The sequence below is a fragment of the Streptomyces sp. NPDC007929 genome (assembly GCF_042959065.1).
Lineage (GTDB): Bacteria > Actinomycetota > Actinomycetes > Streptomycetales > Streptomycetaceae > Streptomyces.
The window spans coordinates 523251-546498 of record NZ_JBIBKD010000006.1; the positions used below are offsets into that span (position 1 = coordinate 523251).

Annotated in this window: 15 protein-coding genes and 1 pseudogene; 8 read left to right on the forward strand and 8 right to left on the reverse strand. The window is 71.8% G+C overall.

The features are described 5' to 3' along the window. Nucleotides 1–11: 11 nt before the first annotated feature. Nucleotides 12–670, reverse strand: a pseudogene (locus ACFZDE_RS23130) (hypothetical protein). 168 nt (nucleotides 671–838) lie between these two features. Here ACFZDE_RS23130 and ACFZDE_RS23135 point away from each other — a divergent pair. Continuing rightward, entirely contained in the window at nucleotides 839–2146 is a 1308-nt protein-coding gene (locus ACFZDE_RS23135; RefSeq protein WP_391004477.1) for a histidine kinase, read from the forward strand. A 13-nt stretch (nucleotides 2147–2159) separates the two neighbouring features. Here ACFZDE_RS23135 and ACFZDE_RS23140 read toward each other — a convergent pair whose 3' ends face one another. Continuing rightward, nucleotides 2160–2654, reverse strand: a complete 495-nt coding sequence (locus tag ACFZDE_RS23140; protein WP_391202383.1) for an SUKH-3 domain-containing protein — start codon at nucleotides 2652–2654, stop codon at nucleotides 2160–2162. A gap of 91 nt (nucleotides 2655–2745) precedes the next feature. After that, the gene (locus ACFZDE_RS23145) at nucleotides 2746–3333 is read right to left on the reverse strand and encodes a YwqJ-related putative deaminase (RefSeq protein WP_391202386.1); all 588 of its coding nucleotides are present in this window, start codon (nucleotides 3331–3333) and stop codon (nucleotides 2746–2748) included. A 345-nt stretch (nucleotides 3334–3678) separates the two neighbouring features. Here ACFZDE_RS23145 and ACFZDE_RS23150 point away from each other — a divergent pair, with 345 nt between their 5' ends. From ACFZDE_RS23150 to ACFZDE_RS23165, 4 genes are all read left to right on the forward strand, one after another. Beyond that, nucleotides 3679–4683, forward strand: a complete 1005-nt coding sequence (locus ACFZDE_RS23150) for an HNH endonuclease (protein WP_391004483.1) — start codon at nucleotides 3679–3681, stop codon at nucleotides 4681–4683. A gap of 8 nt (nucleotides 4684–4691) precedes the next feature. After that, nucleotides 4692–7598, forward strand: coding sequence for an SUKH-4 family immunity protein (locus ACFZDE_RS23155; RefSeq protein WP_391202389.1), 2907 nt, complete (start codon nucleotides 4692–4694; stop codon nucleotides 7596–7598). Between the two features lie 245 nt (nucleotides 7599–7843). Next, nucleotides 7844–8305: a carboxymuconolactone decarboxylase family protein gene (locus ACFZDE_RS23160; protein ID WP_391202392.1), complete on the forward strand. Its 462-nt coding sequence runs from the start codon at nucleotides 7844–7846 to the stop codon at nucleotides 8303–8305. Nucleotides 8306–8448: 143 nt separating this feature from the next. Then, nucleotides 8449–9342, forward strand: a complete 894-nt coding sequence (locus ACFZDE_RS23165; RefSeq protein WP_391202395.1) for a cellulose-binding protein — start codon at nucleotides 8449–8451, stop codon at nucleotides 9340–9342. A 280-nt stretch (nucleotides 9343–9622) separates the two neighbouring features. On the opposite strand, the gene ACFZDE_RS23170 is transcribed toward ACFZDE_RS23165, so the two are convergent. From ACFZDE_RS23170 to ACFZDE_RS23185, 4 genes are all read right to left on the reverse strand, one after another. Further along, nucleotides 9623–11203, reverse strand: a complete 1581-nt coding sequence (locus ACFZDE_RS23170; protein WP_391202604.1) for a cation acetate symporter — start codon at nucleotides 11201–11203, stop codon at nucleotides 9623–9625. Nucleotides 11204–11232: 29 nt separating this feature from the next. Beyond that, complete coding sequence (locus ACFZDE_RS23175) at nucleotides 11233–11706, reverse strand: DUF485 domain-containing protein (RefSeq protein WP_391202398.1); 474 nt, start codon at nucleotides 11704–11706, stop codon at nucleotides 11233–11235. Between the two features lie 212 nt (nucleotides 11707–11918). Next, a complete protein-coding gene (locus ACFZDE_RS23180) occupies nucleotides 11919–12431 on the reverse strand; it encodes a GNAT family N-acetyltransferase (RefSeq protein WP_391202401.1) in 513 nt (170 codons plus the stop codon). A gap of 20 nt (nucleotides 12432–12451) precedes the next feature. Next, a complete protein-coding gene (locus ACFZDE_RS23185) occupies nucleotides 12452–13945 on the reverse strand; it encodes an MFS transporter (RefSeq protein WP_391202404.1) in 1494 nt (497 codons plus the stop codon). A 469-nt stretch (nucleotides 13946–14414) separates the two neighbouring features. On the opposite strand from ACFZDE_RS23185, the gene ACFZDE_RS23190 reads away from it, so the two are divergent. After that, complete coding sequence (locus ACFZDE_RS23190; protein ID WP_391004498.1) at nucleotides 14415–15203, forward strand: ATP-binding cassette domain-containing protein; 789 nt, start codon at nucleotides 14415–14417, stop codon at nucleotides 15201–15203. Next, nucleotides 15200–17779 carry an FtsX-like permease family protein gene (locus ACFZDE_RS23195; RefSeq protein WP_391202407.1) on the forward strand — a complete coding sequence of 860 codons (2580 nt, stop codon included), beginning with the start codon at nucleotides 15200–15202 and terminating at the stop codon, nucleotides 17777–17779. The genes ACFZDE_RS23190 and ACFZDE_RS23195 overlap by 4 nt, the downstream gene beginning before the upstream one ends. Before the next feature lie 119 nt (nucleotides 17780–17898). Here ACFZDE_RS23195 and ACFZDE_RS23200 read toward each other — a convergent pair whose 3' ends face one another. Beyond that, complete coding sequence (locus ACFZDE_RS23200) at nucleotides 17899–19341, reverse strand: DUF2079 domain-containing protein (RefSeq protein ID WP_391202410.1); 1443 nt, start codon at nucleotides 19339–19341, stop codon at nucleotides 17899–17901. A gap of 369 nt (nucleotides 19342–19710) precedes the next feature. On the opposite strand from ACFZDE_RS23200, the gene mfd reads away from it, so the two are divergent. Then, nucleotides 19711–23244 carry a transcription-repair coupling factor gene (gene mfd / locus ACFZDE_RS23205; protein WP_391202413.1) on the forward strand — a complete coding sequence of 1178 codons (3534 nt, stop codon included), beginning with the start codon at nucleotides 19711–19713 and terminating at the stop codon, nucleotides 23242–23244. Nucleotides 23245–23248 lie beyond the last annotated feature (4 nt).

Consider the following 23248-nt stretch of genomic DNA (forward strand, 5'->3'; position numbering starts at 1 on the left):
CTATGTCCGATTCAGGAGATCGGGCTGTGCGCGGACTCCACTATGCCGTACCAGGAGCCCTCGATGCGACGGTACAGATCGGCGCCCTTCAGGACTTTGACCACCAAGCAACCTCGATAGGAATCACCGACGTTCTTGCGGCGTGTCTTCGGGTTGTGCCTCTTCATCGTCGTCTTGTTGAAGGCGGACCGGTCGGCGCCGACGAGGTCGGCCCAGTACCGCTCGGCGGCCGCGACGTCGGCCGATTCATGGATCATCACGGTGAATCTGAGGCGCTCGCGTTCCACTCCCAGTAGGTCGAGCCACGCCAAGAACACCCCGATCATGCCGGGGTCGCTGTTGACGAAGCAGACGTTCTCGCGGCGGTCATAGGGCTTGTCCTTGCTGCCTTCCGCCCAGTAGAGCCCGACACCCACGAGGAACAACTCCCGCGGTGACAGTGTCCCGACCGCCTGCTTGGCCACCCTCCTCGCCTCGCGATGGCCGATGCCTCCTCGGGAGTCCGCTGCCGCTCCGGCTTCGGCAGATCCCGCACCCACAGCGAGATCGAACTCTTCGAGCAGCCCAGCTCGACCTGGATCCGGTCGTACGTCCAGCCCTGGCGGCGGAGCGTGACCGCCCTCTCTCGTAGTCCCTCGAAGTCCGCGTACTTGCCGGATGCATGTGCCATACGCATACCGTCCGGGCGGAATGAGGGCCTCCGGGGTCGAACGGTGTGCGATTCAGCAGTTCGAGGGATATCGGGTGGTATCGCAGCCGAACGGTCACGGAGTGTGGTGTGGGCCGGGCCGGGAAATGCGCCGGAAAACCGGCGGGGGGCGCCCGTAGGCTGGGAGGCATGACCGCGACGGGGGAAGACCATGTGACGGCCCGGGGAGGGCCGTGGTGGTGGGCCAGGCGGCGTAGCGCCGTGTTCGATGTGAGCTTGGCCGTGGTGTCCGCGCTGGAGTGCGCGTTGGAGGGGATCCCGTTCGCGCGGGACGCGGGGATCCCGGTGGCGGTGGGGGTCGTCTTCGGCTTGCTGGCCGGTTCCGTGCTGCTCGTGCGGCGGCGGTGGCCGATCGCCGTGGTGCTGGTGTCGATCGCGATCACGCCCGCCGAGATGGGTTTCCTGCTGGGGATCGTCGGCCTGTACACGCTGGCCGCGGCGGAGCTGCCGCGGCGGATCATCGGTTCGCTGGCGGGGATGTCGCTGGTGGGGACGTTGATCGTGACGTTCGTGAAGACGCGGCAGGACATGTCGCGGGGGGACCTGGACATAGGGGACTGGTTCGTTCCGTTCGCGGCGGTCACGATGTCGCTGGGCTTCACGGCGCCGCCGGTGCTGCTGGGTCTGTATGTGGGGGCGCGGCGGCGGCTGATGGAGAGCTTGCGGGAGCGTGCGGACAGTTTGGAGCGGGAGCTTCAGTTGCTGGCGGAGCGTGCTGAGGAGCGGGCGGAGTGGGCTCGTAACGAGGAGCGGACGCGGATCGCGCGGGAGATGCACGATGTGGTGGCGCATCGGGTGAGCCTGATGGTGGTGCACGCGGCGGCGTTGCAGGCGGTGGCGCGGAAGGATCCGGAGAAGGCTGTGCGCAATGCCGCGCTGGTGGGTGACATGGGGCGGCAGGCGCTGACGGAGCTGCGGGAGATGCTCGGGGTGCTGCGCAGTGGTGGGGGTGAGCGGCGAGAGCCGGCGTCGTCGGTGCCGTTGGCGGCGGTGGGGGTGGCGGCCGCGGCGGCCGCGGCGGCTTCGCGGGTGGCGGATGACGAGGGGCCGTGTCTGGCGGAGATCGAGGAGTTGGTGGGGCAGTCGGCTGCCGCGGGGATGGTGGTGGCGTTGTCGGTGGAGGGGGATACGCGGTCGTATGCGCCGTTGGTGGAGCAGACGGCGTACCGGGTGGTGCAGGAGGCGTTGACGAACGTCCACAAGCACGCGGCCGGGGCGAAGACGTATGTGCGGTTGGCGCATCGGGTGTCGGAGATCGCGATGCAGGTGGAGAACGAGCCGCCCGAGGAGGCGGTGGCGTCGTCCGCGGGGTTGCCGTCGGGTGGGAACGGCCTGGTGGGGATGAGGGAGCGGGTTTCGGCGTTGGGTGGGGTGTTTGTGTCGGGGCCGACGGACGCGGGGGGTTTTCGGGTGTCGGCGGTGATTCCGGCGTCGTGACGCGGCTCGTCGCTCAGCCTGTGGTGAGGCGGGCGGGGGCGGTGCCGGCGATGAGGGTGGCGAGGGCCTGGTCGATGTCGGGGCCGAGGTACCAGTCGCCGGTGTGGTCGAGGGTGTAGACGCGGCCGTCGGTGTCGATGGCGAGGAGGGCGTGGCTGTCGGTTTCGGCGCCGAGGGGGCAGACGTCGGTGGCGAGGGCGCGGCCGAGGTCGCCGAGGGTGCGGGCCATGTGGAGGCCGTGCAGGGGGTCGAGGTGGAGGTGGGCGGGGGCGACCTGGCGGCCGGGGCCGGTGGGGGTGATGTGGAGTCCGCCGAATTCGGCCCAGGCCTCGACGGCGGCGGGGAAGACGGTGTGGCGGTGGCCGGCGGGTGAGGTGTGGTCGCGCAGGGCGTCGGCCCAGATCTCGGCTTGTTTGATGTCCCAGCGTCCGGGTTGCCAGCCGGCGGCGCGCAGGGCGGCGTCGACGGGTACGGCGAAGCGGGTGGTGGAGGTCCGGTCGGTGTGCATGCGCCCTTGGTCTCGTCGGGGTCATGGGGTGGCGCGCGCGAGTGGGCGCGCCGGGGTTTCCGGTGCGGTGGGTGTGGGGTCGGGGGTGGCGTCAGTTGTGCTGGGATGCCGGGTCGACTATGCGGACGCCGAAGTGGGCGCTGAGCGCGGTGCAGGCGCGGCAGGGGGTGGCGAAGCTGCCGTGGAGGGGGTCGCCGTCCTCGCGGATGCGCCGGGTGGTGAGTTTGGCCTGTTTGAGGGCTTTGCGTGCTTCGCCGTTGGTCATGGGTTTGCGTGCGGCGCGTTTGCTGCGTGCGGTGTCGGCGGCGGCGATGTGGCGGGAGATGAGGATGGTTTCGGCGCAGCGGCCGGTGTACCGGTCGCGTTGGGCGCTGGTGAGGGTGTCGAGGAAGTCCTGGACGAGGGGGTGCAGGGCGGGGGGTGTGTCGCCGCGGGCCGCGGTGCCGGTGAGGGTGGTGCCGCGGACGGAGAGGGCGGCGGCGACGGTGGGGAGGATGCCGTCGCGGCGGTGCTGGAGGGCGGGGGTGTGGGGTGCCTCGGCGGAGCTCCAGCCGACGCGGGGGTCGCCGCTTCGGGGGTCGGTGGCGTGGGTGGCGCCTGCGAGTTCGCCGCCTCTGGGGTCGCCGTTTCGTGGGTCGGCGGACCTGCCGGTGTGTGGTCCCGTCTGCGTGGCGTTCATGATCGTCTTCCCCTCCGTGCATCCCCCCGGGGGTCACAGACTGCCAAATGCCGTGGCTGGTGCGGAAGCTGGGGCGCGGCGACACGCCCGTAGCGGGTTGTGCCGTCACGGTGGGGTGACGCCTGGTCACGGAAGCGGAGGGGGTGCTGACCGGTGCCGATGACCGGTGTCGTCGTACCGCATAGGCTGTCGGCACCGCGGGCGATGCGGTGATCCGTTCGGGGCTCGATGCAGTGAACCGGAGGGTGATCCGCGGTCGGCGCGTGCAGTGACAGTCGATACGGGTCGTAGTGCGCCAAGGGTGGTCAATACGGGTCGTACAGAGTGCCGCAGGGGGCAACCGCCATGACGACAGGTCGGCTCGGGCAGCAAGCCGCGCCGCCGAACGCGGCCTATTCCGGGCAGGTCGTGCACTTCCCGGATCCGGTCCGGGCGGCGCGTCACCCGAGAGGGGTACGGGTCGACGAGCACGGTTACCCCGATTTCTCGGTGTACGCGCGCGCGGCCGCGGAGATCGCGGAGCCGCCGGAGGGTTTCGGTGTCGACGAGTTGCGGCTGACGGACTATGTGTCGGCGAACACGGCGCTGTCGGCGTCGGGGCACGAGTTGTGGGACACGGTGCCGGCGGTGGCGACGCCGCACGGCTGGACGTGGCACCACGTGGTGGGTACGCGGCGGCTGGAGCTGGTTCCGGTCGAGGTGAAGGCGTTGCTGCGGCATCACGGGGGTGTGGCGACGTCGGGTGTCGACCATGCCAAGCGGGGCACGCGGCCGTTGCAGGAGACGCGTCCGGCGCATTTCGGGCTGCCGAAGTCGGGTGTGGCGGTGACGGAGTCGCAGGTGCAGGGGGTCGAGGAGGATCTCGGCTACCGGTTGCCGGGTGCGTACCGGTCGTTCCTGAAGGCGGCGGGTGGCTGTGCGCCGGTGGGTGCCGCGCTGGACGCGGAGCTGGGGCTGCTGGTGGACCAGCCGTTCTTCACGGTGCGCGACGAGGCCGCGGTCAATGACCTGGTGTATGTCAACAAGTGTCTGCGTGACCATCTGACCAAGGACTTCCTGGGGGTCGCGTTCGTCCAGGGCGGGCTGCTGGCCGTGAAGGTGAAGGGCGAGCGGATCGGTTCGGTGTGGTTCTGCGCGTACGACGACGCGCGGGACGTGGATCCGTCGATGCCGCCGCCGGAGCGGGTGGAGCGGCTGCTGTTGCCGTGCGGGGACGACTTCGACGTCTTCCTGTCGCGGCTGGCGGGCAATCCGCCGGAGTTGGAGACGGTGGCGAACCTGATGGTGGACGGTGGGTTCGCGCGTGTGGTGCCGGTGGGTGCGGTGTCGTCCTCGGCCGTGGGGGAGTGAGTTCGGCGATGGTGACCTTCGCGCAGGCGCAGGAGCGCGCTGAAGAGTGGATCAACGGGGATGTGCCGTCGTACCAGCATCGTGAGGTGCGGGTGCGGGAGTTCGATCTCGGGTTCGTGGTGTGGGCCGAGGACCGGGCGGACGGGCCGCGGTCGGACGGTGGTGCGCAGCGGCTGGTGATCGCGCGGGACAGTGGCGAGGCGACGTTGTGGCCCGGGTTGCCGGTGGGTGAGGTGATCCGGCGGTACGAGGAGGAGTACGGCCGTCCGGACGCGGCGGACGAGCCGGCACCGGCGGCGCCTGCCGCGCGGGTGGATCTGAACCAGACGTCGTTCCTGCTGACTCCGCCGGAGTGGTTGCAGGACGCGGCGGACAAACTGGGCATTCCGGATCGGCGTGGTGGTGCGGGGTCCGGGGCCGGGTCCGGGGCCGGCGACGGCGCTGGGGAGCAGGGTGCTGCGGGTGCGGGTGCGGGTGCGGGTGCGGGTGCGGGTGCCGGTGCCGGTGCGCCTGCGGGTGCCGGTGCGGGTGCGTCTGCCGCGCCGGGGAGTGGTGCCTCGTGGCCGGCGGCCGGGGGTGGTGACTCCGGCGCCGAGGGCGACGCGGGTGCTTCCGGGGCTCCGGCGGCGCCGGGCGTGCCTGCGGGGGCGACTCCCTGGGCCGGTACGGACACCAACGCGGACGCCGGTGACGACCGTTCCGTGCCGCTGCCGGCGACGGTGTTCGCGCCGCCGCTGAGCGGGGCCGACAGCGACTCTCCCGCTCCGCCCTCGGCGACGCCCGAGGCCAAGACCACGCTGATGTCGGGTGGCAGTCAGCTGCCGCCGACGGCGCTGTCGCCCGCGGTCGAGGACCCGAACGCGCAGGGGCCGGGGGCGGCGCCCGGTGCGCCCGGTACGCCGGGTGCTTCCGCTGCCGCGGGTGCTCCGGGTGCTCAGGGTGTTCCGGGGACGCCGCCCGGTGGTGTGCCGCAGGGCGGTACGCCTCCGCCCGTGCCCGGCGGGCAGCCGTACGGGTATCCGCAGGCCCCGCAGGGGAGTACGCCCACGCCGGCCGCCGGGCCGGGGGCCGCCGGGCCGGGGGTCGCTCCGAACGCCGGGGACATCGCCGACGCCGCGACCAGCAAGGCCGCTCCGCCGCCCGGGCGCCGGGGTACGGGTCCGTCGACTCCGCCTCCTCCGGGCGCCCCGGGGACGCCCGGTGCTCGGCCCGGCAGTACGCCTCCGCCGTCGGGGCCCGGTGCGCCGGGCACTCCCGCGGGCGGCTATGTGCCCACGCAGATGGTGTCGGCGCTCGGGCCGGACGGTCCGGGTGGGCCGGGTGGTCCGGGTGGTCCTGGGGCCGGGGACTCCTCGGGGGCCGGTACGCCGCTGCCGCCGCCGGGGGCTCCGGGTGCTCCCGGTGTGCCTGGTGCGCCGAATCCGCCAGGGCCTCCCGGCGCCCCGGGCGGTACGCCGCCCGGCGGTGTCCACCACGCTGCCACGATGCTCGCCGACCCGAGTCGGATGGGCCCGGGTGCGCCGCAGCCTCCGGCTCCCCCTGGAGCTCCTGGCGCTCCCGGTGCTCCTGGTGCTCCGGGAGCGCCGAAGCCGCCGGGCGCTCCCAATCCGCCTGGTGCGCCGCAACCGCCTGGTGCCCCGGGTGCTCCCGGTGGTCCCGGGCCCGTGCACCACGCCGAGACCATGCTGGCCACGCCCCCGGCGGGCGGTGGCCCCGGCGTGCCTCCGCCGCCGCAGGCTCCCGGCGCGCCGCCCGCCGCCCCCGGTGCCGCCCCGGGCGCCCCTGGCACGCCGGGTGCGCAGCCGATGCCACCGGGGATGCCGGGCGCGGTGCCGCCCGGGATGCCGCCCGGCGCGATGCCCCCGGGGGCGATGCCGCCGCCCGGCCAGCCCGTCCCCGGGCAGCCGCAGGCGTACGGCTATCCGCAGCAGCCGACCGGGCAGCCGACGGTCGGGCCCGGCTATCAGGCCGTGCTGCGCTACCGCGCGCAGGACGGTTCCGAGCAGCAGCTGATCCGGCGTTCCGCGCCGGGCACGCCGCACCCGGAGTGGCAGATCTTCCACGAGCTGCGGGCCATGAACGTGCCCCCGGACCAGGTGCTGGAACTGCACACCGAGCTGGAGTCGTGCGAGCTGCCGGGGGCGTACTGCGCGCGGATGATCCGGGAGCAGTGGCCGCAGGCGCGCATCACGAGCATCGCGCCGTACGGCACGGATCACGCCAGCCGGCAGCAGGGGATGCAGCAGTTGCTGGCCCACCAGGGCGAGTTGCACCAGGTGGCGGACGGCCCGGCGCGCCCGGCTCCGGTGCGCGCTCCGCTGCCGCCGGTGCAGATGGTGCCGCCGATTCCGCCGGAGGCCATCGGGCAGGAGCTGGGTGCCGCGTTCGGGCCCGGGGTGTTCCGGTTCGAGCAGGCCGCCGTGTCGCGGCAGGGTGTGCCGCCGGTGGTGGCGCACACGCTGGTGGCGGCCGGACTGCCGATGGACATGGGCCCGTTCTTCTGGGCGCAGGCGCAGCCCGGCCGGCCCGTTCCGACGCTGGCGGAGCTGGCGGCCGAGCGCGGGGTGCAGCCGGCCTCGGACGCCGGTTCCTACCTGGTGATGGGCAGCGACTTCGGCAAGGCGATCTGCGTGCAGTACGGCACGGCGAACATCGTCGCCGTGCCGGTGGAGGCGGGGCCGGGCGGGGCGCCCGTACCGCCGCAGTTCGTGAACACCGGGCTGCCGGAGTTCGCGCGCTGCCTGGCGCTGCTCGGGCGGATGTGGCGGCTGCGGTTCGGGCTGAACCAGGAGCAGGCGGGCCGCTGGACCGTCGACTTCCAGGCCCAGCTGGCCGCGCTCGACCCGGCGGCTCTGGGGTCGCCGGAGAGCTGGTGGTCGGTGCTGCTGGAGCAGATGTGGGACGGACTGCTGTGACGCTTCGCCGCTGACGTGCCACAAGGAGCCGGGTCCGGTCGTTCGTACGACCGGACCCGGCTCTCTCGTGCCCGCGACTTTGTGCCCGCCTGTCGATGCCCGCCAGTTGCTGACCGTCTGTTGATGCCCGCCTCTGATGTCCGCGTCGAAAAGACTTCGTGCCGGGCTGTCACACCTTCCTCCGTCGCTCCGTCAGTGAAGTGACAGCGGCGCACGGCGCACCGCCGACACAGGAGGCAGAGACCATGCAGGCACGGATGACCAACCCGGCGTACGTTCTTCCCCGCGCGATGAAGGGCATCGGCACCGTCTTCCAGGCGATCGTGGAGAGTGGCCTGGCACAGGACGTGGCGGAGATCGCCGGGCTGCGGGCCAGCCAGATCAACGGCTGCGGGGCCTGCGTGCACGGCCACGTGGCCAACCTCCGCAAGGCCGGGGTGAGCGAGGACCGCATCGGGGCGGTCGCCGCCTGGCGGCACGCGCCCTTCTTCTCGGACGCCGAGCGCGCCGCGCTGGAGCTGACGGAGGCGATGACGCGGCTCTCCGACCTCTCCGGGGAGCCGGTCTCGGACGCACTGTGGGAGGAGGTGGCCGACCACTTCGACGAGAAGGAACTCTCCGCGCTGATCCTCACCGTCGCCGTCACCAACATGTTCAACCGCATCAACACGACCATCCAGGAGCCCGCGGGTACGACCTGGGGCTGACGGCCCGTGACCTGTGTGCGGAGTGTCGCGTTAGGCACACTTCCGTCTGGTCCACCAAGATGTGCGCGAAATCATCCCATTTCTAGCGCTACTTCGCATCGGTGCGCGTGCCCTGCGCACCGGTGTGGTGGAGAGGGGTCCGGATGAGCAGCGCGACGGCGTCCTCGCACGGCTTCCGCGCCGTGCGAGGGCGCGGCTACCGTCCCGAGCAGGTCGACGCTTACGCCGACGCCCTCTCCGCGGAACGGGACACTGCCTGGGAGAGGGCAGCCCGCCTCACGGTGCTCGCCCGGAGGATGGACGAGGAACTCCAGCGGCTGCGCGAGGCCGTGGCCGGGCTGGCCCCGCAGACCTACGACACGCTCGGCGAACGTGCACGGCGGCTCTTCGAACTCGGTGAGCAGGAGGCCACCGCCGTACGGGAGGGAGCGCTGGCAGATGCGCGGCAACAGGTGGACGCGGCACGGTCGTCCGCGGCCGTTGTGCGCGAGTCCGCCCGGGCGTACGCCGATGCCGTACGCGCCGACGGCGACGAACGCGCCCGTCAGCGGCTGCTCGCCGCCCACGCCGAGGCCGACGAGATCCGGGGCGTGACAGGGCGTGAGGCGGAGGAGGGGCGGGGCGAGGCGGTGGCCGCACTGCGGGAGATGCGGCAGCGCACCTTTGGGATGCTGGCCGAGCAGGACAAGGAGCGCGCCGAACGGTGGGCGGCGGTCGAGCGCGAGGAGGCCGCCCGTGAGGCCGAGTCGGACGCGCAGGGCGAGGAGGCCCTGGCCCGTGCCGAAGAAGCCCTGTCCGACGCCGAGCGGGCCCTCGCCGACGCGGAGGACTCCGCCCGCGACCTGGAGGATGAGGCCCACGCCCATGCCGCGGAGCTGGTCGCCCAGGCCCGCGAACACGCCGAGACCGTGGCCGAGGAGACCAACCGCCTCCTCGCCGAACACGCCGCCCAACGAGACGCCGCCCACTCCCACATCGACCGCATCCACACCAGCCTGACGGCTTGGGCGGAACGGACGGCACCGAAACGAGGCTGACCGCGCCCACGCGGCCTGCGGCCTACTGCCTGCACCCATCCGCCGGTGATTGGGCTGCCGACAGACAACCGTCGGCAGCCCGCAGCCAAGGGTCAGTCACCCGAAAGCTCCGCCCGTCGCCAACCGCCCGCCTCAGCCGTCAGCCGCGAACCGCCAACCACCAGCGGCCAACCGTCAGCCGCAGCCGCAGCCGCAGCCGCAGCCGCAGCCGTCGGCACGGCTCGGCATGGCATGGCATGGCGAGCCTGTTGGGAGGCGGGCTTCCGGACCTCGCGTCACCTCACTGGTCCCTGCGGACCGCTCCCGCCAGGATCCAGCCCTCCACCGCCTCGTACTGGTGGCGTTGTTCCTCCGACTTGCGGTGGCCGGAGGCCAGCGTGCCCAGCCAGCCGCAGGCGAAGCCCAGGGGGATGGAGACCAGGCCCGTCGTGGTGAACGGGAACCAGTTGAAGTCGGCCTCGGGGAAGGCCGACAGCGGGGAGCCGGAGACCAGGTTGGTGCCCGGCATCAGCAGCAGGACCGCCAGGGAGCCGCCGATGAGCGTGCTGAGCAGGCCCGTTCGCGTGTAGCGGCGCCAGAACAGGCTGTAGACCAGCGCGGGCGCGATCGCCGAGGCGCCCAGGCAGAAGGACAGCGTCACCAGCCACTGCAGGCTGCGATGCTGGACCTGGGTGGCCAGGAGGATCGCGGGGACGCCCACGGCCAGTGCCGACAGCCGCGCCACCGTCATCTCGCGCCGCGGCGACATCTCCTGCACCCGGGCCGCGAACACGTCGTGCGCGAGGGAGTTGGCGCAGGCCAGGATCATCCCGGCGACGGAGGCGAGCAGCGTGAGGAAGACCGCCGTGGTGACGGTCGTGAACAGGAACGTCTCCGCCGACGACACGTCCGCGCCGAACGCCGCCTGCGAGCCGAGCAGATACGCCGTGTTGCCCTGCGGGTCGACCTGCGCGATCAGCTCGCGCCCGACCAGCGCGGTCGCGCCGAAGCCGATGACCGTGATGACGAGCACGAACAGGGCCACGCCCGAGACCGCCCAGGACATCGACCGCCGCACCTGCCGGGCACTGGAGGCCGTGTACATGCGCATGGTGACGTGCGGCAGGACGCCACCGCCCAGGACCACCGTCAGATGCGCGGTGATCATGTCCAGGTCGGGGTGGGGCCCGCCGGAGAACTGCAGGCCCGAGGAGACGAACGCCGAGCCCACGCCGCTGTTCTGGGAGGCCGAGGCGAACAACGCGCCCGGGTCCCAGTCGAAGCGGTTGAGGATCAGCACCGCGATGATCATGCCGGAGCCGAGCAGCATCACGATCTTCAGGATCTGGATGAGGGCGGTGCCCTTCATGCCGCCGATCGCCGCGTAGCTGATCATCAGCGCGCCCACGCCGATGATGCAGCCGGTCTGCAGCGACTCGCCGGAGAAGCCGAGGATGAACGCCATCAGCTGCCCGGTTCCGGCCAGCTGGACCAGCATCAGCGGCAGCAGCGCCGCCAGGGTCACCGCACAGGCGGCGATGCGGACACCGCGTCCCGGCATCCGGCGGGTCAGGGCGTCGCCCATGGTGAAGCGGCCCGCGTTCCGCAGTGGTTCGGCCAGCAGGAACATCAGCAGCATCAGCGACAGGGCCGTACTCAGGGCCAGCACGACCCCGTCGTAGCCGAACAGCGCGATGACGCCGCCGGTGCCGAGGACGGTCGCGGCGGAGATGTAGTCGCCCGCGATGGCCAGGCCGTTGCGCATGGGGGACAGGGAGCTGTAGCCGGTGTAGAACTCGTCCAGGTCGTCCCGGTCCGGGCCCGTCATCACGCACAGCAGCAGTGTGATCGTGGCGACGGCGGAGAAGCCGACCAGGGACATGGCCTGGGCGTTGCCGCTGAAGTCGGTGTTCACCGTGTCCCCTCTCGTTTCGCGTCCAGCTCGGCGTGCTTGCGTATGCGGTCCGCGATCGGGTCGACGCGGCGGCGGGCGGTCTGCTCGTACAGGGCGATCGCCAGCCAGGTCACGGGGACCTGGATGAGCGCGAGCAGCAGGCCGGTGGGCAGACCGTCGGTGACGGTGCTCGTCATGAACGACGGGGCGAACGCCGAGAGGATCAGGAACAGAACGAAGTAGCCGAGCGCGGTGAGCGTGGCCACGCGGCGCTGCCAGCGGTAGGCGGTGCGCAGGACACGGAGGTCGCTGTGGTGCCCGAGCGCGGCATGGCGCTGGGGACGCCGTCCGGCAGGCTCGGGCTCCTCCCGCGGTGCCCAGGGGTAGGTGTCGTACGTGTAGCCGTCGTACGAAGGGGACGGGGGCGAGGCCGGGCGCGGGGGTGGTTCGGGTGGGCGGTACGGGTAGGACGGGGACGGGTCGTAGGACATCCCGGTTCTCCTTGCGAGGGTGGGATCCGGTGCGGCGGGCCGCAGGGAGGTGGGGGGCGGGAGCCACGCACGCTACTTCGGAGTAGGGGTCCAGCGCGAGGGTTTCGGCAAACTGATTGGTCGGTACGCGCTTACCTTTTCGACCAGGGGTGTTACCCGCGTTAACTCGCTTTCTTCGCAGGTCCGGGCGGGTCACCCGAGCCGTGAAGTCGCTAGCGCCCGGCGCTCCTCGCGGCGTCGAGGCTCCGGCGCACATAACGGACCCCCGGTTGTCCACCCACCGTCGTGTTCTCCACCCGTGTGAATCCGTTGCGGGTCAGGACCCTCATGGAGGCGAGGTTGTCGAGGGTCGTGCGCGCGGTGAGGGCCGTCAGGCCGTAGTCGGTCGCCGCCAGCCGGCACACCCGCGCGACGGCCGCCGTCGCCACGCCACGCCCGGCGGCCTGTTCGCCGACGCGGTAGCCGAGCTCGGCGCTGCCGCCCGCCAGATCCATCAGGTTCACCCGGCCGATCAGCTCGCCGTCCTCCCCGAGGACGACATGGAAGCGGCACACGCGCGCGTGCTGCTCTTCGAGGAGCGCCCCGAGACGCGCGGCGAACCCGTCCGGTGTGAAGAAGGCGTCCCCGCGGTCCGGCACCGTGCGCGCGAAGTACGCCCGGTTCTCCCGCTCGAACGCCAGCAGCGCGTCGGCGTGATCGGCCCGCAGGAGTTCCAAGCTCACCATGGGCGCGAGGATACGGACGCTCAGTCCCCCAGGACCGGGAATTTCCGGGGCGCCAGGAACAGCAGCACCAGGAACGCCAGGGCCGCCGCGCCCGCCGCGCCGAGGTAGACCGCGTGCACCGCGTCCGCGATCGCCCGACGGGTCGCCTCCGGTGCCGTGCCCGAATCGAGCGCCCGCGTCACCGAGTCCAGGTCGCCCGCGCCGCCGAGCCGTGCGGCCAGCACCCCGTTGGCGACCGCGCCGAACACCGCGGCGCCGATCGTCTGGCCGCTCTGGCGGCAGAACAGCACGGACGCGGTCGTCGTGCCCCGCTCCGCCCAGCCCACCGTCGACTGCACACCGACGATGAGGGGCAGCTGGAACAGGCCCAGCGCGGCGCCCAGCAGCAGCATCAGCAGCGTCGGCTGCCACGCCTGACCCGGATAGGGCAGGAAGGGGAACGCGAACAGGATCACGGAGGCCGTGCCGATGCCCAGCATCGCGGTGTTGCGGAAGCCGATCCTGCGGTACACGTGCTGGCTCAGTGCCGCCGACACGGGCCAGCTCAACGTCCAGACGGACAGCACGAATCCGGCGGCCACGGGGGCGAGGCCCAGCACCGACTGGGCGTAGGTGGGCAGGAACACCGACGGCGCGACCATCAGCAGGCCCAGCGCGCCCAGGGCGAGATTGACCGCGGCGATCGTACGGCGCCGCCACACCCAGCCCGGGATGATCGGCTCCGCCGCCCGGCGCTCCACCAGCACCACGACCACGACCAGGGCGAATCCCGCGCCGAACAGTGCCAGTGAGGGCGCCGACAGCCACGGCCACGCCACCCCGCCCTGCACCAGGGCCGTGAGCAGCACGCCGCCGCAGGCGAACACCGCGAGCGCGCCCGCCCAGTCCACGCGCGCCCGCGGGGTGTCCTCCCGCTCCGGCTCGTGGAGGTGACGGACGATCAGCCACAGCGCGACCGCGCCGATCGGAAGGTTGATCAGGAAGATCCAGCGCCAGTCCGCGTACGCGGCGAGCACCCCGCCGAGGCCCGGGCCGGCGACCGCGGACACCGCCCACACCGTCGAGAGCTTCGACTGGATCCTGGGGCGCTCCTTCAGCGGATAGAGGTCGGCGGCGAGGGTCTGCACCGTGCCCTGGAGCGCGCCGCCGCCCAGGCCCTGCACGACGCGGAAGGCGATGAGCGCCCCCATGTTCCAGGCCACCGCGCACAGCAGGGACCCGAGCAGGAAGACCACCGACCCGGCTATGAGGACCGGCTTGCGGCCGAAGGTGTCGGAGAGCTTGCCGTAGACGGGCAGGGTGACGGTCACGGCCAGCAGATAGCCGGAGAACAGCCAGGAGAAGACGGAGAAGCCGCCGAGGTCCCCGACGATCTGCGGGAGGGCCGTCGAGACGATGGTCGCGTCGAGCGCCGCCAGCGCCATCGAGAGCATCAGTGCCGCGACGACGGCTCCGCGCCTGCCGGTCGCGGCCGGATGTGCGGCCTCCCGTGCCGCGGAGCTGGTGCTGCCCACCCGGTGCCTCCCCCTTCGCCCCGGCCGCGCCCGCGCCACGGGTCCCGTCGTATGCCTGCCCCTTGCATCTACCTGCCGCGGACAGCTTCCCACTTGACCCTGACGCGACGGGAGGGTGGAGCCTGGCCGGGCCGGCGGGTGGAGCGAACCCTGAGACCGTCTCCACCCTGCGGTGGACTGCCCCTAGGGGTACCTCCGTACTACGACCTGGGGAGGGTTCGTACCGACGGAGGACGAGACGGGCCAGGGCTCGTCCTTAACCTGGCTTTATGCCGCCGGGGGGCGGTTGGCACACCGGCGGGGGTGGGGTTTTCCACAGCAAAAGACTGCGCTGAACACCAGGGCGCGGGACCCCTCCTCGCAACGAGACTGACAACGCGTCGAACGGACTCCTGGTCCGGCAACGCGCAAGCGGCTGTCGACCAGGCGACCGCCTTCACCATCTGCTGACCGATATAGGAGACATACCGTGACTTCGGCTGTGACCATTCCCAGGCACGGGGGTACTGGAGGGCGTACGGCCGTTGCCGCGCGGGCGCGGCAGGTCGTGAAGGCGTACGGATCCGGTGAGACCCGTGTCGTCGCCCTCGACCACGTCGACGTGGACATCGCACGCGGCCAGTTCACCGCGATCATGGGCCCCTCGGGGTCCGGCAAGTCCACGCTCATGCACTGCCTCGCCGGGCTCGACACCGTGACGGACGGCCAGATCTACCTCGACGAGACCGAGATCACCGGCCTGAAGGACAAGAAGCTCACAAAGCTGCGCCGGGACCGGATCGGCTTCATCTTCCAGGCGTTCAACCTGCTGCCGACGCTCAACGCGATCGAGAACATCACGCTGCCCATGGACATCGCGGGCCGCAAGCCGGACAAGGAGTGGCTGACGCGGGTCGTGGAGACCGTCGGGCTCGCCGACCGGCTCAAGCACCGCCCCACCCAGCTCTCCGGCGGCCAGCAGCAGCGCGTCGCCGTGGCGCGGGCGCTGGCGGCCCGGCCCGAGATCATCTTCGGGGACGAGCCGACCGGAAACCTCGACTCCCGCGCCGGTGCCGAGGTCCTCGGCTTCCTGCGCCGCTCGGTCGACGAGCTGGGCCAGACCATCGTGATGGTCACCCACGACCCGGTCGCCGCCAGTTACGCGGACCGGGTGCTGTACCTCGCCGACGGCCGCATCGTCGACGAGATGTTCAAGCCGACCGCGGAGGCCGTCCTGGACCGCATGAAGGACTTCGACGCCCGGGGGCGCACGTCATGACCGTCATGAAGACCTCGATGCGCAACTTCCTCGCGCACAAGGGCCGGATGGCGCTCTCCGCGATCGCCGTCCTGCTGTCGGTCGCGTTCGTCTGCGGGACCCTCGTCTTCACGGACACCATGTCGACCACGTTCGACAAGCTCTTCGCGGCCACCTCCTCCGATGTGACGGTCAGCGCCAAGGGCGCCTCCGACACCGGCGAGACCACCGCCGACAACGGCAAGCCGCCGGTCATGCCCGCCTCCGTGCTGGGCGAGGTCCGCAAGGCGCAGGGCGTGAAGTCCGCCGAGGGCGCGGTGTTCTCCACCTCGGTGACGGTCGTCGACGCCGACAAGGACAACCTGTCGCCCTCCAGCGGCGCCCCGACCATCGTCGGCAGCTGGAACGCCAACGAGGCCCGCACCATGAAGATCACCTCCGGTGCGGCCCCCGAGGAAGCCGACCAGATCATGGTCGACGCCGACACCGCCGACAAGCACGGCCTGAAGCTCGGCGACGAGATCGGCGTGATCAACGCCGTCGGCACCCACACCGCGAAGATCTCCGGCATCGCCGACTTCACCGTCACCAACCCCGGCGCCGCGATCTTCTACCTGGACACCAAGACCGCCCAGCAGGCCCTGGTCGGCGAGAGCGACGTCTACACCAACGTCAACGTCACCGCGGCCACCGGCGTCAGCGACGCACAGCTGAAGAAGAACGTCACGGCCGAACTCGGCGGCGGCTACCAGGTGAAGACGGCCAAGGAGACCGCCGACGCCAACCAGAAGGACGTCGAGGGCTTCATGAACGTCATGAAGTACGCGATGCTCGGCTTCGCCGGGATCGCCTTCCTCGTCGGCATCTTCCTGATCATCAACACCTTCTCCATGCTGGTCGCCCAGCGCACCCGGGAGATCGGCCTGATGCGGGCCATCGGCTCCTCCCGCAAGCAGGTCAACCGCTCCGTGCTGGCCGAGGCGCTGCTGCTCGGCATCGTCGGCTCGGTGCTCGGCGTCGGCGCGGGCGTCGGTCTCGCCATCGGCCTGATGAAGCTCATGGGCCAGATCGGCATGGAACTGTCCACCGACGACCTCACCGTGGCCTGGACGACGCCGGTGGTCGGCCTCGTCCTCGGCGTGATCGTCACCGTGCTGGCCGCCTACCTGCCCGCCCGGCGCGCCGGCAAGATCTCCCCGATGGCCGCACTGCGCGACGCGGGAGCCCCCGCCGACGCCAAGTCCGGCTGGATCCGCGCCGCGATCGGCACGGTCCTCACCGGCACCGGCGGCTTCGCCCTCTACCTCGCCTCGGCGGCCGACAAGGCCAAGGACGGCTCCCTGTGGCTGGGCCTCGGCATCGTGCTGTCGCTGATCGGGTTCGTCGTCATCGGCCCGCTCCTCGCCGGCGCCGTGGTCCGGGTCCTGGGCGCCGTACTGCTGCGCATGTTCGGCCCCGTCGGCCGCATGGCCGAGCGCAACGCCCTGCGCAACCCGCGCCGCACCGGCGCGACGGGCGCCGCCCTGATGATCGGCCTCGCCCTGGTGGCGTGCCTGTCCGTGGTCGGCTCCTCCATGGTGGCGTCCGCCACCGACCAGCTCGACAAGACCGTCGGCACCGATTTCATCATCCAGTCCGACAGCGGCCAGCTGATCACCCCGCAGGCCGTCAAGGCCGCCAAGTCGGCGCCGGAGGTGGAGCGGGTCACCGAGTACAAGTGGACCAAGGCCGACTTCACCACCCCCGACGGCAAGACGCTCAAGGACACGGCGATCACGGCGGCCGACCCGTCGTACGCGACCGACCTGCGCACCGAGACGGTCGCCGGCAAGCTGCCCGACGCCTACAAGCCCGACTCGATGTCGGTCCACGAGAAATTCGCCGAGGACCACGGCATCCGCCTCGGTTCCAAGATCAAGGTGGCCTTCAAGGACGGCTCCGCGGCCGACCTGACCGTCCGGGCGATCACCAGCAGTGACGTCGTGATCGACGCGGGCGCGATGTACACCTCCATCGCCACGATGGCCAAGTACGTCCCGGCCGACAAGATGCCGCTGGACTCGCTGGTCTTCGCCAGCGCCAAGGAGGGGCAGACGGACGCCGCCTACAAGTCCCTGAAGTCGGCGCTGCACGACTACCCGCAGTACGTCGTGCGCGACCAGACCGACTACAAGGACGCCCTGAAGGACCAGATCGGCCAGCTGCTCAACATGATCTACGGCCTGCTGGCCCTGGCGATCATCGTCGCCATCCTGGGCGTCGTGAACACCCTGGCCCTGTCGGTGGTGGAGCGCACCCGGGAGATCGGTCTGATGCGGGCCATCGGCCTCTCGCGCCGCCAGCTGCGCCGCATGATCCGCATGGAGTCGGTCGTCATCGCCCTCTTCGGTGCCCTGCTGGGCCTCGGACTGGGCATGGGCTGGGGCGCCACGGCACAGCAGCTGCTCGCCCTGGAGGGCCTGGGTGTCCTGGACATCCCCTGGCCGACGATCATCGGCGTCTTCATCGGCTCGGCGTTCGTGGGCCTGTTCGCCGCCCTGATCCCGGCGTTCCGGGCGGGCCGGATGAACGTCCTGAACGCGATCGCGACGGAGTAGCCGGACGTCGCGCACGGACCACCGCACACGGGGGTTGCGGAGGATGGGCCCGCCCCGGAGGCATCGCCTCCGGGGCGGCCTTGTGCTCAGCCCCCGGGCGTCTCCAGACGGCCCGGTTCTCAGCCCCCGGTGGCCGTCGTGCGCCGCTGGAGCAGCACGTAGCCGGCCGCCTCGCCCGCGATGCCGTACTCGGCGCGTGGATGCAGCTGCCGGGCGTACCCCACCGGGTCGCGGTACTCGCCGTCGACGTTCTCCAGGGCGATGTACCGCGGGGTGACGCCCTGCGTGGCGCCGAGCCAGAAGACCCGGCAGCGCGAGGTGAGGCGGCTGATCGGGCCGATGTTGGCCTCGACGGTGGCGTCGTCGGGGATCCGTGCCAGCAGCCGTTCCACGTCGGACACCGCGGCCGGCTTGCGGTAGATCTCCGCCCCGGTGAGCTGCCCCAGCGGCAGGGACGTGGTCAGCGCCAGGGCCGCCGCGACGGCCGCGGCCGGTAGGTGAACGGCGTAGGAGCGCAGCCACGCGCGCGTGCTGCGGCGTACGGCGGGGAGCGCGTCGGCCAGGGCGAGGAGGACGACCGGCATCAGGACCGCGCTGTAGTGCCAGTCGGTGCCCCAGTAGTGCTCGTCACCTGAGAGGAACCGCCAGCCGAGCGTCGGCAGCGCGACCAGCAGCAGCGGGGAACGCAGGGCGAGCAGCCCGGTGGTGGGGACGAGCAGCCAGGCGAGCGTGCGGAGCTTGGTGGCGAGGCCGTCGAAGGGGCTGCCCGCATCGCTGACCTTCGTCCAGTAGTCGTAGCCGCCGGTGGTGTTGAACGACGGGACGACCACCGTCAGGACGAGCACCGACGCCGCCACACCGAACACCGCGACGCCGAGCGCGTACCGGACCGTCCGCGCCGACGCGTCGCGCTCCCGCCAGGCCACGACCAGCGCGATGGCCGCCAGCGTCAGTCCCAGGTCCTCCTTCACCAGCACCAGGGGGAGCGCCCACCACAGGGCCGCGCGCGGGCGCCGCGCCAGGAGGGCCTCCAGGGAGAAGGCGATCAGCGGAACGGCGAAGCAGATCTCGTGGAAGTCGAAGTCGACGGCGCGCTGGATGCCCCAGGACAGCCCGTAGGCGAGCCCGAGCGCGAGCCCGCCGCGGCGGCCCAGGAGCCGGACGGCGGCCCGGGTGACCGGCACGGCGGACAGCGCGAAGAGCGCGGCCTGCGCGACCAGCAGCGTGACCGGCGAGGGGAAGAGCCGGTACAGCGGCGCGAGCAGGGCCGTCACCGGGCTGAAGTGGTCCCCGAGGATGACGAACCCCGGCCCCTTGAGGTCGGCCACCGGCGCCCGCAGATGCGCGTAGGCGCGCACGACCTGCTCGAAGATGCCCAGGTCCCAGGAGAGGCCGGCCAGGTGCCGGTAGCGGCCGACGGAGACGACCGTGTAGGCGGCGAAGAGGGCTCCGGCGAGAACCCAGGGGTCCGTTCGCGTACGGCCGGGGTGCCGGTCACCCGGGGGGAGGGTGACCGGCACCGGTATGTGAGGTCGTGGGACCTGGAGGGAGCGGGCGGGCATGCCGTGCCTTAGGGGTGCGGTGAAGAGGCCGGGAACGACGTCCGACCGATCATGCCGGGGCGAAAACGGCGGGTGGGGGTGATGATGTGAAGGTTGGGCGGCTGAATCCGCACTTGGCCGACTGCGTGCCGTGGCGCCCCGTGCCTCCACGGCGGAGCGTCCCGGGAGCGGGCCTCAGGGGGAACGGGTGTTCGCTCCGGGGGGAACGGGCGTTATCCACAGGCCCGCCGCGCGGGCGCGCATCGTCGTACGCTGGAGACCCCCCGGCCCGCGGCGCGCGTCAGGCCCGTCGTCCTGCCCACCGCAGGCCCTCGACTTGCCCATCTCCCGCCCGTCGACCTGCCCACCCCCCTGGACGGAAAGCCCCGAATGAGCCTGCACGGTCTGCTCGACGCCGTAGTCAAGGACGCCGCCCTCGCCGAAGCGATCAGGGCGGCCGCAGACGGCAACCGCATGCACGTCGACATGGTCGGCCCCCCGGCGGCCCGGCCCTTCGCCGTGGCCGCCCTGGCCCGCGAGACAGGCCGTCCGGTCCTGGCGGTCACGGCGACGGGCCGGGAGGCGGAGGACCTGGCCGCGGCCCTGCGCTCCCTCCTGCCGGCCGAGGGCGTCGTGGAGTACCCGTCCTGGGAGACGCTCCCGCACGAGCGGCTCAGCCCCCGCAGCGACACCGTCGGCCGCCGTCTGGCCGTCCTGCGCCGCCTGGCCCACCCCCGCCCCGACGACCCCGAGACCGGCCCGGTCTCCGTCGTCGTCGCGCCCGTCAGGTCCGTGCTCCAGCCCCAGGTCAAGGGCCTCGGCGACCTGGAACCGGTCGCGCTGAGGACCGGGCAGACCACCGACCTGGGCGAGATCGTCGAAGCCCTCGCAGCAGCCGCCTACGCGCGCGTGGAGCTCGTCGAGAAGCGCGGGGAGTTCGCCGTGCGCGGCGGCATCCTGGACGTCTTCCCGCCCACCGAGGAACACCCCCTGCGCGTCGAGTTCTGGGGCGACGACGTCGAGGAGATCCGCTACTTCAAGGTCGCCGACCAGCGCTCCCTCGAAGTCGCCGAGCACGGACTGTGGGCCCCGCCGTGCCGCGAGCTGCTGCTCACCGACGACGTCCGCAGCCGCGCGGCCGCCCTGGCCGAACAGCATCCCGAGCTCGGCGAGCTGCTCGGCAAGATCGCCGAGGGCATCGCCGTCGAGGGCATGGAGTCCCTCGCGCCGGTCCTGGTCGACGACATGGAACTGCTGCTGGACGTGCTGCCCAAGGGCGCCATGGCCGTCGTGTGCGACCCGGAGCGCGTCCGCACACGCGCGTCCGACCTCGTGGCCACCTCGCAGGAGTTCCTCCAGGCCTCCTGGGCGGCCACCGCGGGCGGCGGCGAGGCGCCCATCGACGTCGGCGCGGCCTCCCTGTGGTCCATCGCGGACGTCCGGGACCGGGCCCGCGAGCTGGACATGATGTGGTGGTCGGTGTCGCCGTTCGCGGCGGACGAGGAGCTGGACGGGGACACCCTCAAGCTCGGCATGCGTGCCCCGGAGACCTACCGCGGCGACACCGCCAAGGCCCTCGCCGACACCAAGGGCTGGCTCGCCGACGGCTGGCGCGCGGTGTTCGTCACCGAGGGCCACGGCCCGGCGGCCCGCACGGTCGAGGTGCTGGGCGGCGAGGGCATCGCGGCCCGCCTCGACTCCGACCTCGCCGAGATCTCCCCGTCCGTCGTGCACGTGGCGTGCGGCTCGATCGACCACGGCTTCGTCGACGAGGCCCTCGGACTCGCCGTCCTGACCGAGACCGACCTGTCGGGTCAGAAGGCGTCCGGCCGCGAGGGCGCCCGCATGCCGGCCCGCCGCCGCAAGACCATCGACCCGCTCACCCTGGAGCCCGGCGACTACATCGTCCACGAACAGCACGGCGTGGGCCGCTACATCGAGATGGTGCAGCGCACCGTCCAGGGCGCCACCCGCGAATACCTGGTGGTCGAGTACGCCCCCGCCAAGCGCGGCCAGCCCGGCGACCGGCTCTACATCCCCACCGACCAGCTGGAGCAGATCACCAAGTACGTCGGCGGCGAGGCCCCCACCCTGCACCGCCTCGGCGGCGCCGACTGGACCAAGACGAAGGCCCGCGCGAAGAAGGCCGTCAAGGAGATCGCGGCCGACCTCATCAAGCTGTACAGCGCGCGCATGGCGGCCCCCGGGCACGCCTTCGGCGCGGACACCCCCTGGCAGCGCGAACTGGAGGACGCCTTCCCCTACGCGGAGACGCCCGACCAGCTCACCACCATCGCCGAGGTCAAGGAGGACATGGAGAAGACGGTCCCGATGGACCGTCTGATCTGCGGCGACGTCGGCTACGGCAAGACCGAGATCGCGGTCCGCGCCGCCTTCAAGGCGGTCCAGGACGGCAAGCAGGTGGCCGTCCTGGTGCCCACGACGCTGCTGGTGCAGCAGCACTTCGGGACGTTCAGCGAGCGGTACGCGCAGTTCCCGGTGAACGTGAGGGCGCTCTCCCGCTTCCAGACCGACACCGAGGCCAAGGCGGTCCTGGAGGGCCTGCGCGAGGGCTCGGTCGACATCGTCATCGGCACCCACCGGCTGTTCTCGTCCGAGACCAAGTTCAAGGACCTGGGCCTGGTCATCGTCGACGAGGAGCAGCGCTTCGGCGTCGAGCACAAGGAGCAGCTGAAGAAGCTCCGCGCCAACGTCGACGTACTGACGATGTCCGCGACCCCGATCCCCAGGACGCTGGAGATGGCCGTCACCGGCATCCGCGAGATGTCGACGATCACCACCCCGCCGGAGGAGCGCCACCCGGTCCTGACCTTCGTCGGCCCCTACGAGGAGAAGCAGATCGGCGCCGCCATCCGCCGTGAGCTGCTGCGCGAGGGCCAGGTCTTCTACATCCACAACCGCGTCGAGTCGATCGACCGCGCGGCGGCCCGGCTGCGCGAGATCGTCCCCGAGGCGCGCATCGCCACCGCCCACGGGCAGATGTCGGAGTCGGCCCTGGAGCAGGTCGTCGTCGACTTCTGGGAGAAGAAGTTCGACGTGCTGGTGTCCACCACGATCGTGGAGTCCGGCATCGACATCTCCAACGCCAACACCCTGATCGTGGAGCGTGGTGACAACTTCGGGCTCAGCCAGCTCCACCAGCTGCGCGGCCGGGTGGGACGAGGGCGGGAGCGCGGCTACGCCTACTTCCTCTACCCGCCGGAGAAGCCGCTCACCGAGACCGCGCACGAGCGGCTCGCGACGATCGCCCAGCACACGGAGATGGGCGCCGGTATGTACGTGGCGATGAAGGACCTGGAGATCCGCGGCGCCGGAAACCTGCTCGGCGGCGAGCAGTCCGGGCACATCGCGGGCGTCGGCTTCGACCTGTACGTGCGGATGGTCGGCGAGGCCGTCGCGGACTACCGGCGGCAGCTGGAGACCGGCGAGATCGAGGAGGAGCCGCCGCTCGACGTCAAGATCGAGCTGCCCGTCGACGCGCACGTCCCGCACGACTACGCGCCGGGCGAGCGCCTCCGCCTCCAGGCCTACCGCGCCATCGCCTCCGCCAACTCGGAGGACGACATCAAGGCGGTCCGCGAGGAACTCGTCGACCGCTACGGCAAGCTGCCCGAACCGGTGGAGAACCTGCTGCTCGTCGCGGGCCTGCGGATGTTCGCGCGGGCGTGCGGGGTCGGCGAGATCGTGCTCCAAAGCAACAACATCCGCTTCGCGCCGGTGGAGTTGCGCGAGTCGCAGGAGCTGCGGCTCAAGCGGCTGTACCCCGGGGTCGTCATCAAGCCGTCCGTGCACCAGGTGCTGGTGCCGCGCCCGAAGACCGCGAAGGTGGGCGGCAAGCCGCTGGTCGGGCGGGAACTGCTGGCGTGGGTCGGGGAGTTCCTGACGTCGGTGCTGGGTTCGTGACGCA

Bases quoted from the DNA above. Each gene is read 5' to 3' on its own strand.
- mfd (WP_391202413.1), top strand. From the start codon at position 19,711: ATGAGCCTGCACGGTCTGCTCGACGCCGTAGTCAAGGACGCCGCCCTC.
- ACFZDE_RS23180 (WP_391202401.1), bottom strand. From the start codon at position 12,431: ATGGTGAGCTTGGAACTCCTGCGGGCCGATCACGCCGACGCGCTGCTG.
- ACFZDE_RS23165 (WP_391202395.1), top strand. From the start codon at position 8,449: ATGAGCAGCGCGACGGCGTCCTCGCACGGCTTCCGCGCCGTGCGAGGG.
- ACFZDE_RS23195 (WP_391202407.1), top strand. From the start codon at position 15,200: ATGACCGTCATGAAGACCTCGATGCGCAACTTCCTCGCGCACAAGGGC.
- ACFZDE_RS23200 (WP_391202410.1), bottom strand. From the start codon at position 19,341: ATGCCCGCCCGCTCCCTCCAGGTCCCACGACCTCACATACCGGTGCCG.
- ACFZDE_RS23155 (WP_391202389.1), top strand. From the start codon at position 4,692: ATGGTGACCTTCGCGCAGGCGCAGGAGCGCGCTGAAGAGTGGATCAAC.
- ACFZDE_RS23160 (WP_391202392.1), top strand. From the start codon at position 7,844: ATGCAGGCACGGATGACCAACCCGGCGTACGTTCTTCCCCGCGCGATG.
- ACFZDE_RS23135 (WP_391004477.1), top strand. From the start codon at position 839: ATGACCGCGACGGGGGAAGACCATGTGACGGCCCGGGGAGGGCCGTGG.
- ACFZDE_RS23145 (WP_391202386.1), bottom strand. From the start codon at position 3,333: ATGAACGCCACGCAGACGGGACCACACACCGGCAGGTCCGCCGACCCA.
- ACFZDE_RS23150 (WP_391004483.1), top strand. From the start codon at position 3,679: ATGACGACAGGTCGGCTCGGGCAGCAAGCCGCGCCGCCGAACGCGGCC.
- ACFZDE_RS23175 (WP_391202398.1), bottom strand. From the start codon at position 11,706: ATGTCCTACGACCCGTCCCCGTCCTACCCGTACCGCCCACCCGAACCA.
- ACFZDE_RS23170 (WP_391202604.1), bottom strand. From the start codon at position 11,203: ATGTCCCTGGTCGGCTTCTCCGCCGTCGCCACGATCACACTGCTGCTG.
- ACFZDE_RS23140 (WP_391202383.1), bottom strand. From the start codon at position 2,654: ATGCACACCGACCGGACCTCCACCACCCGCTTCGCCGTACCCGTCGAC.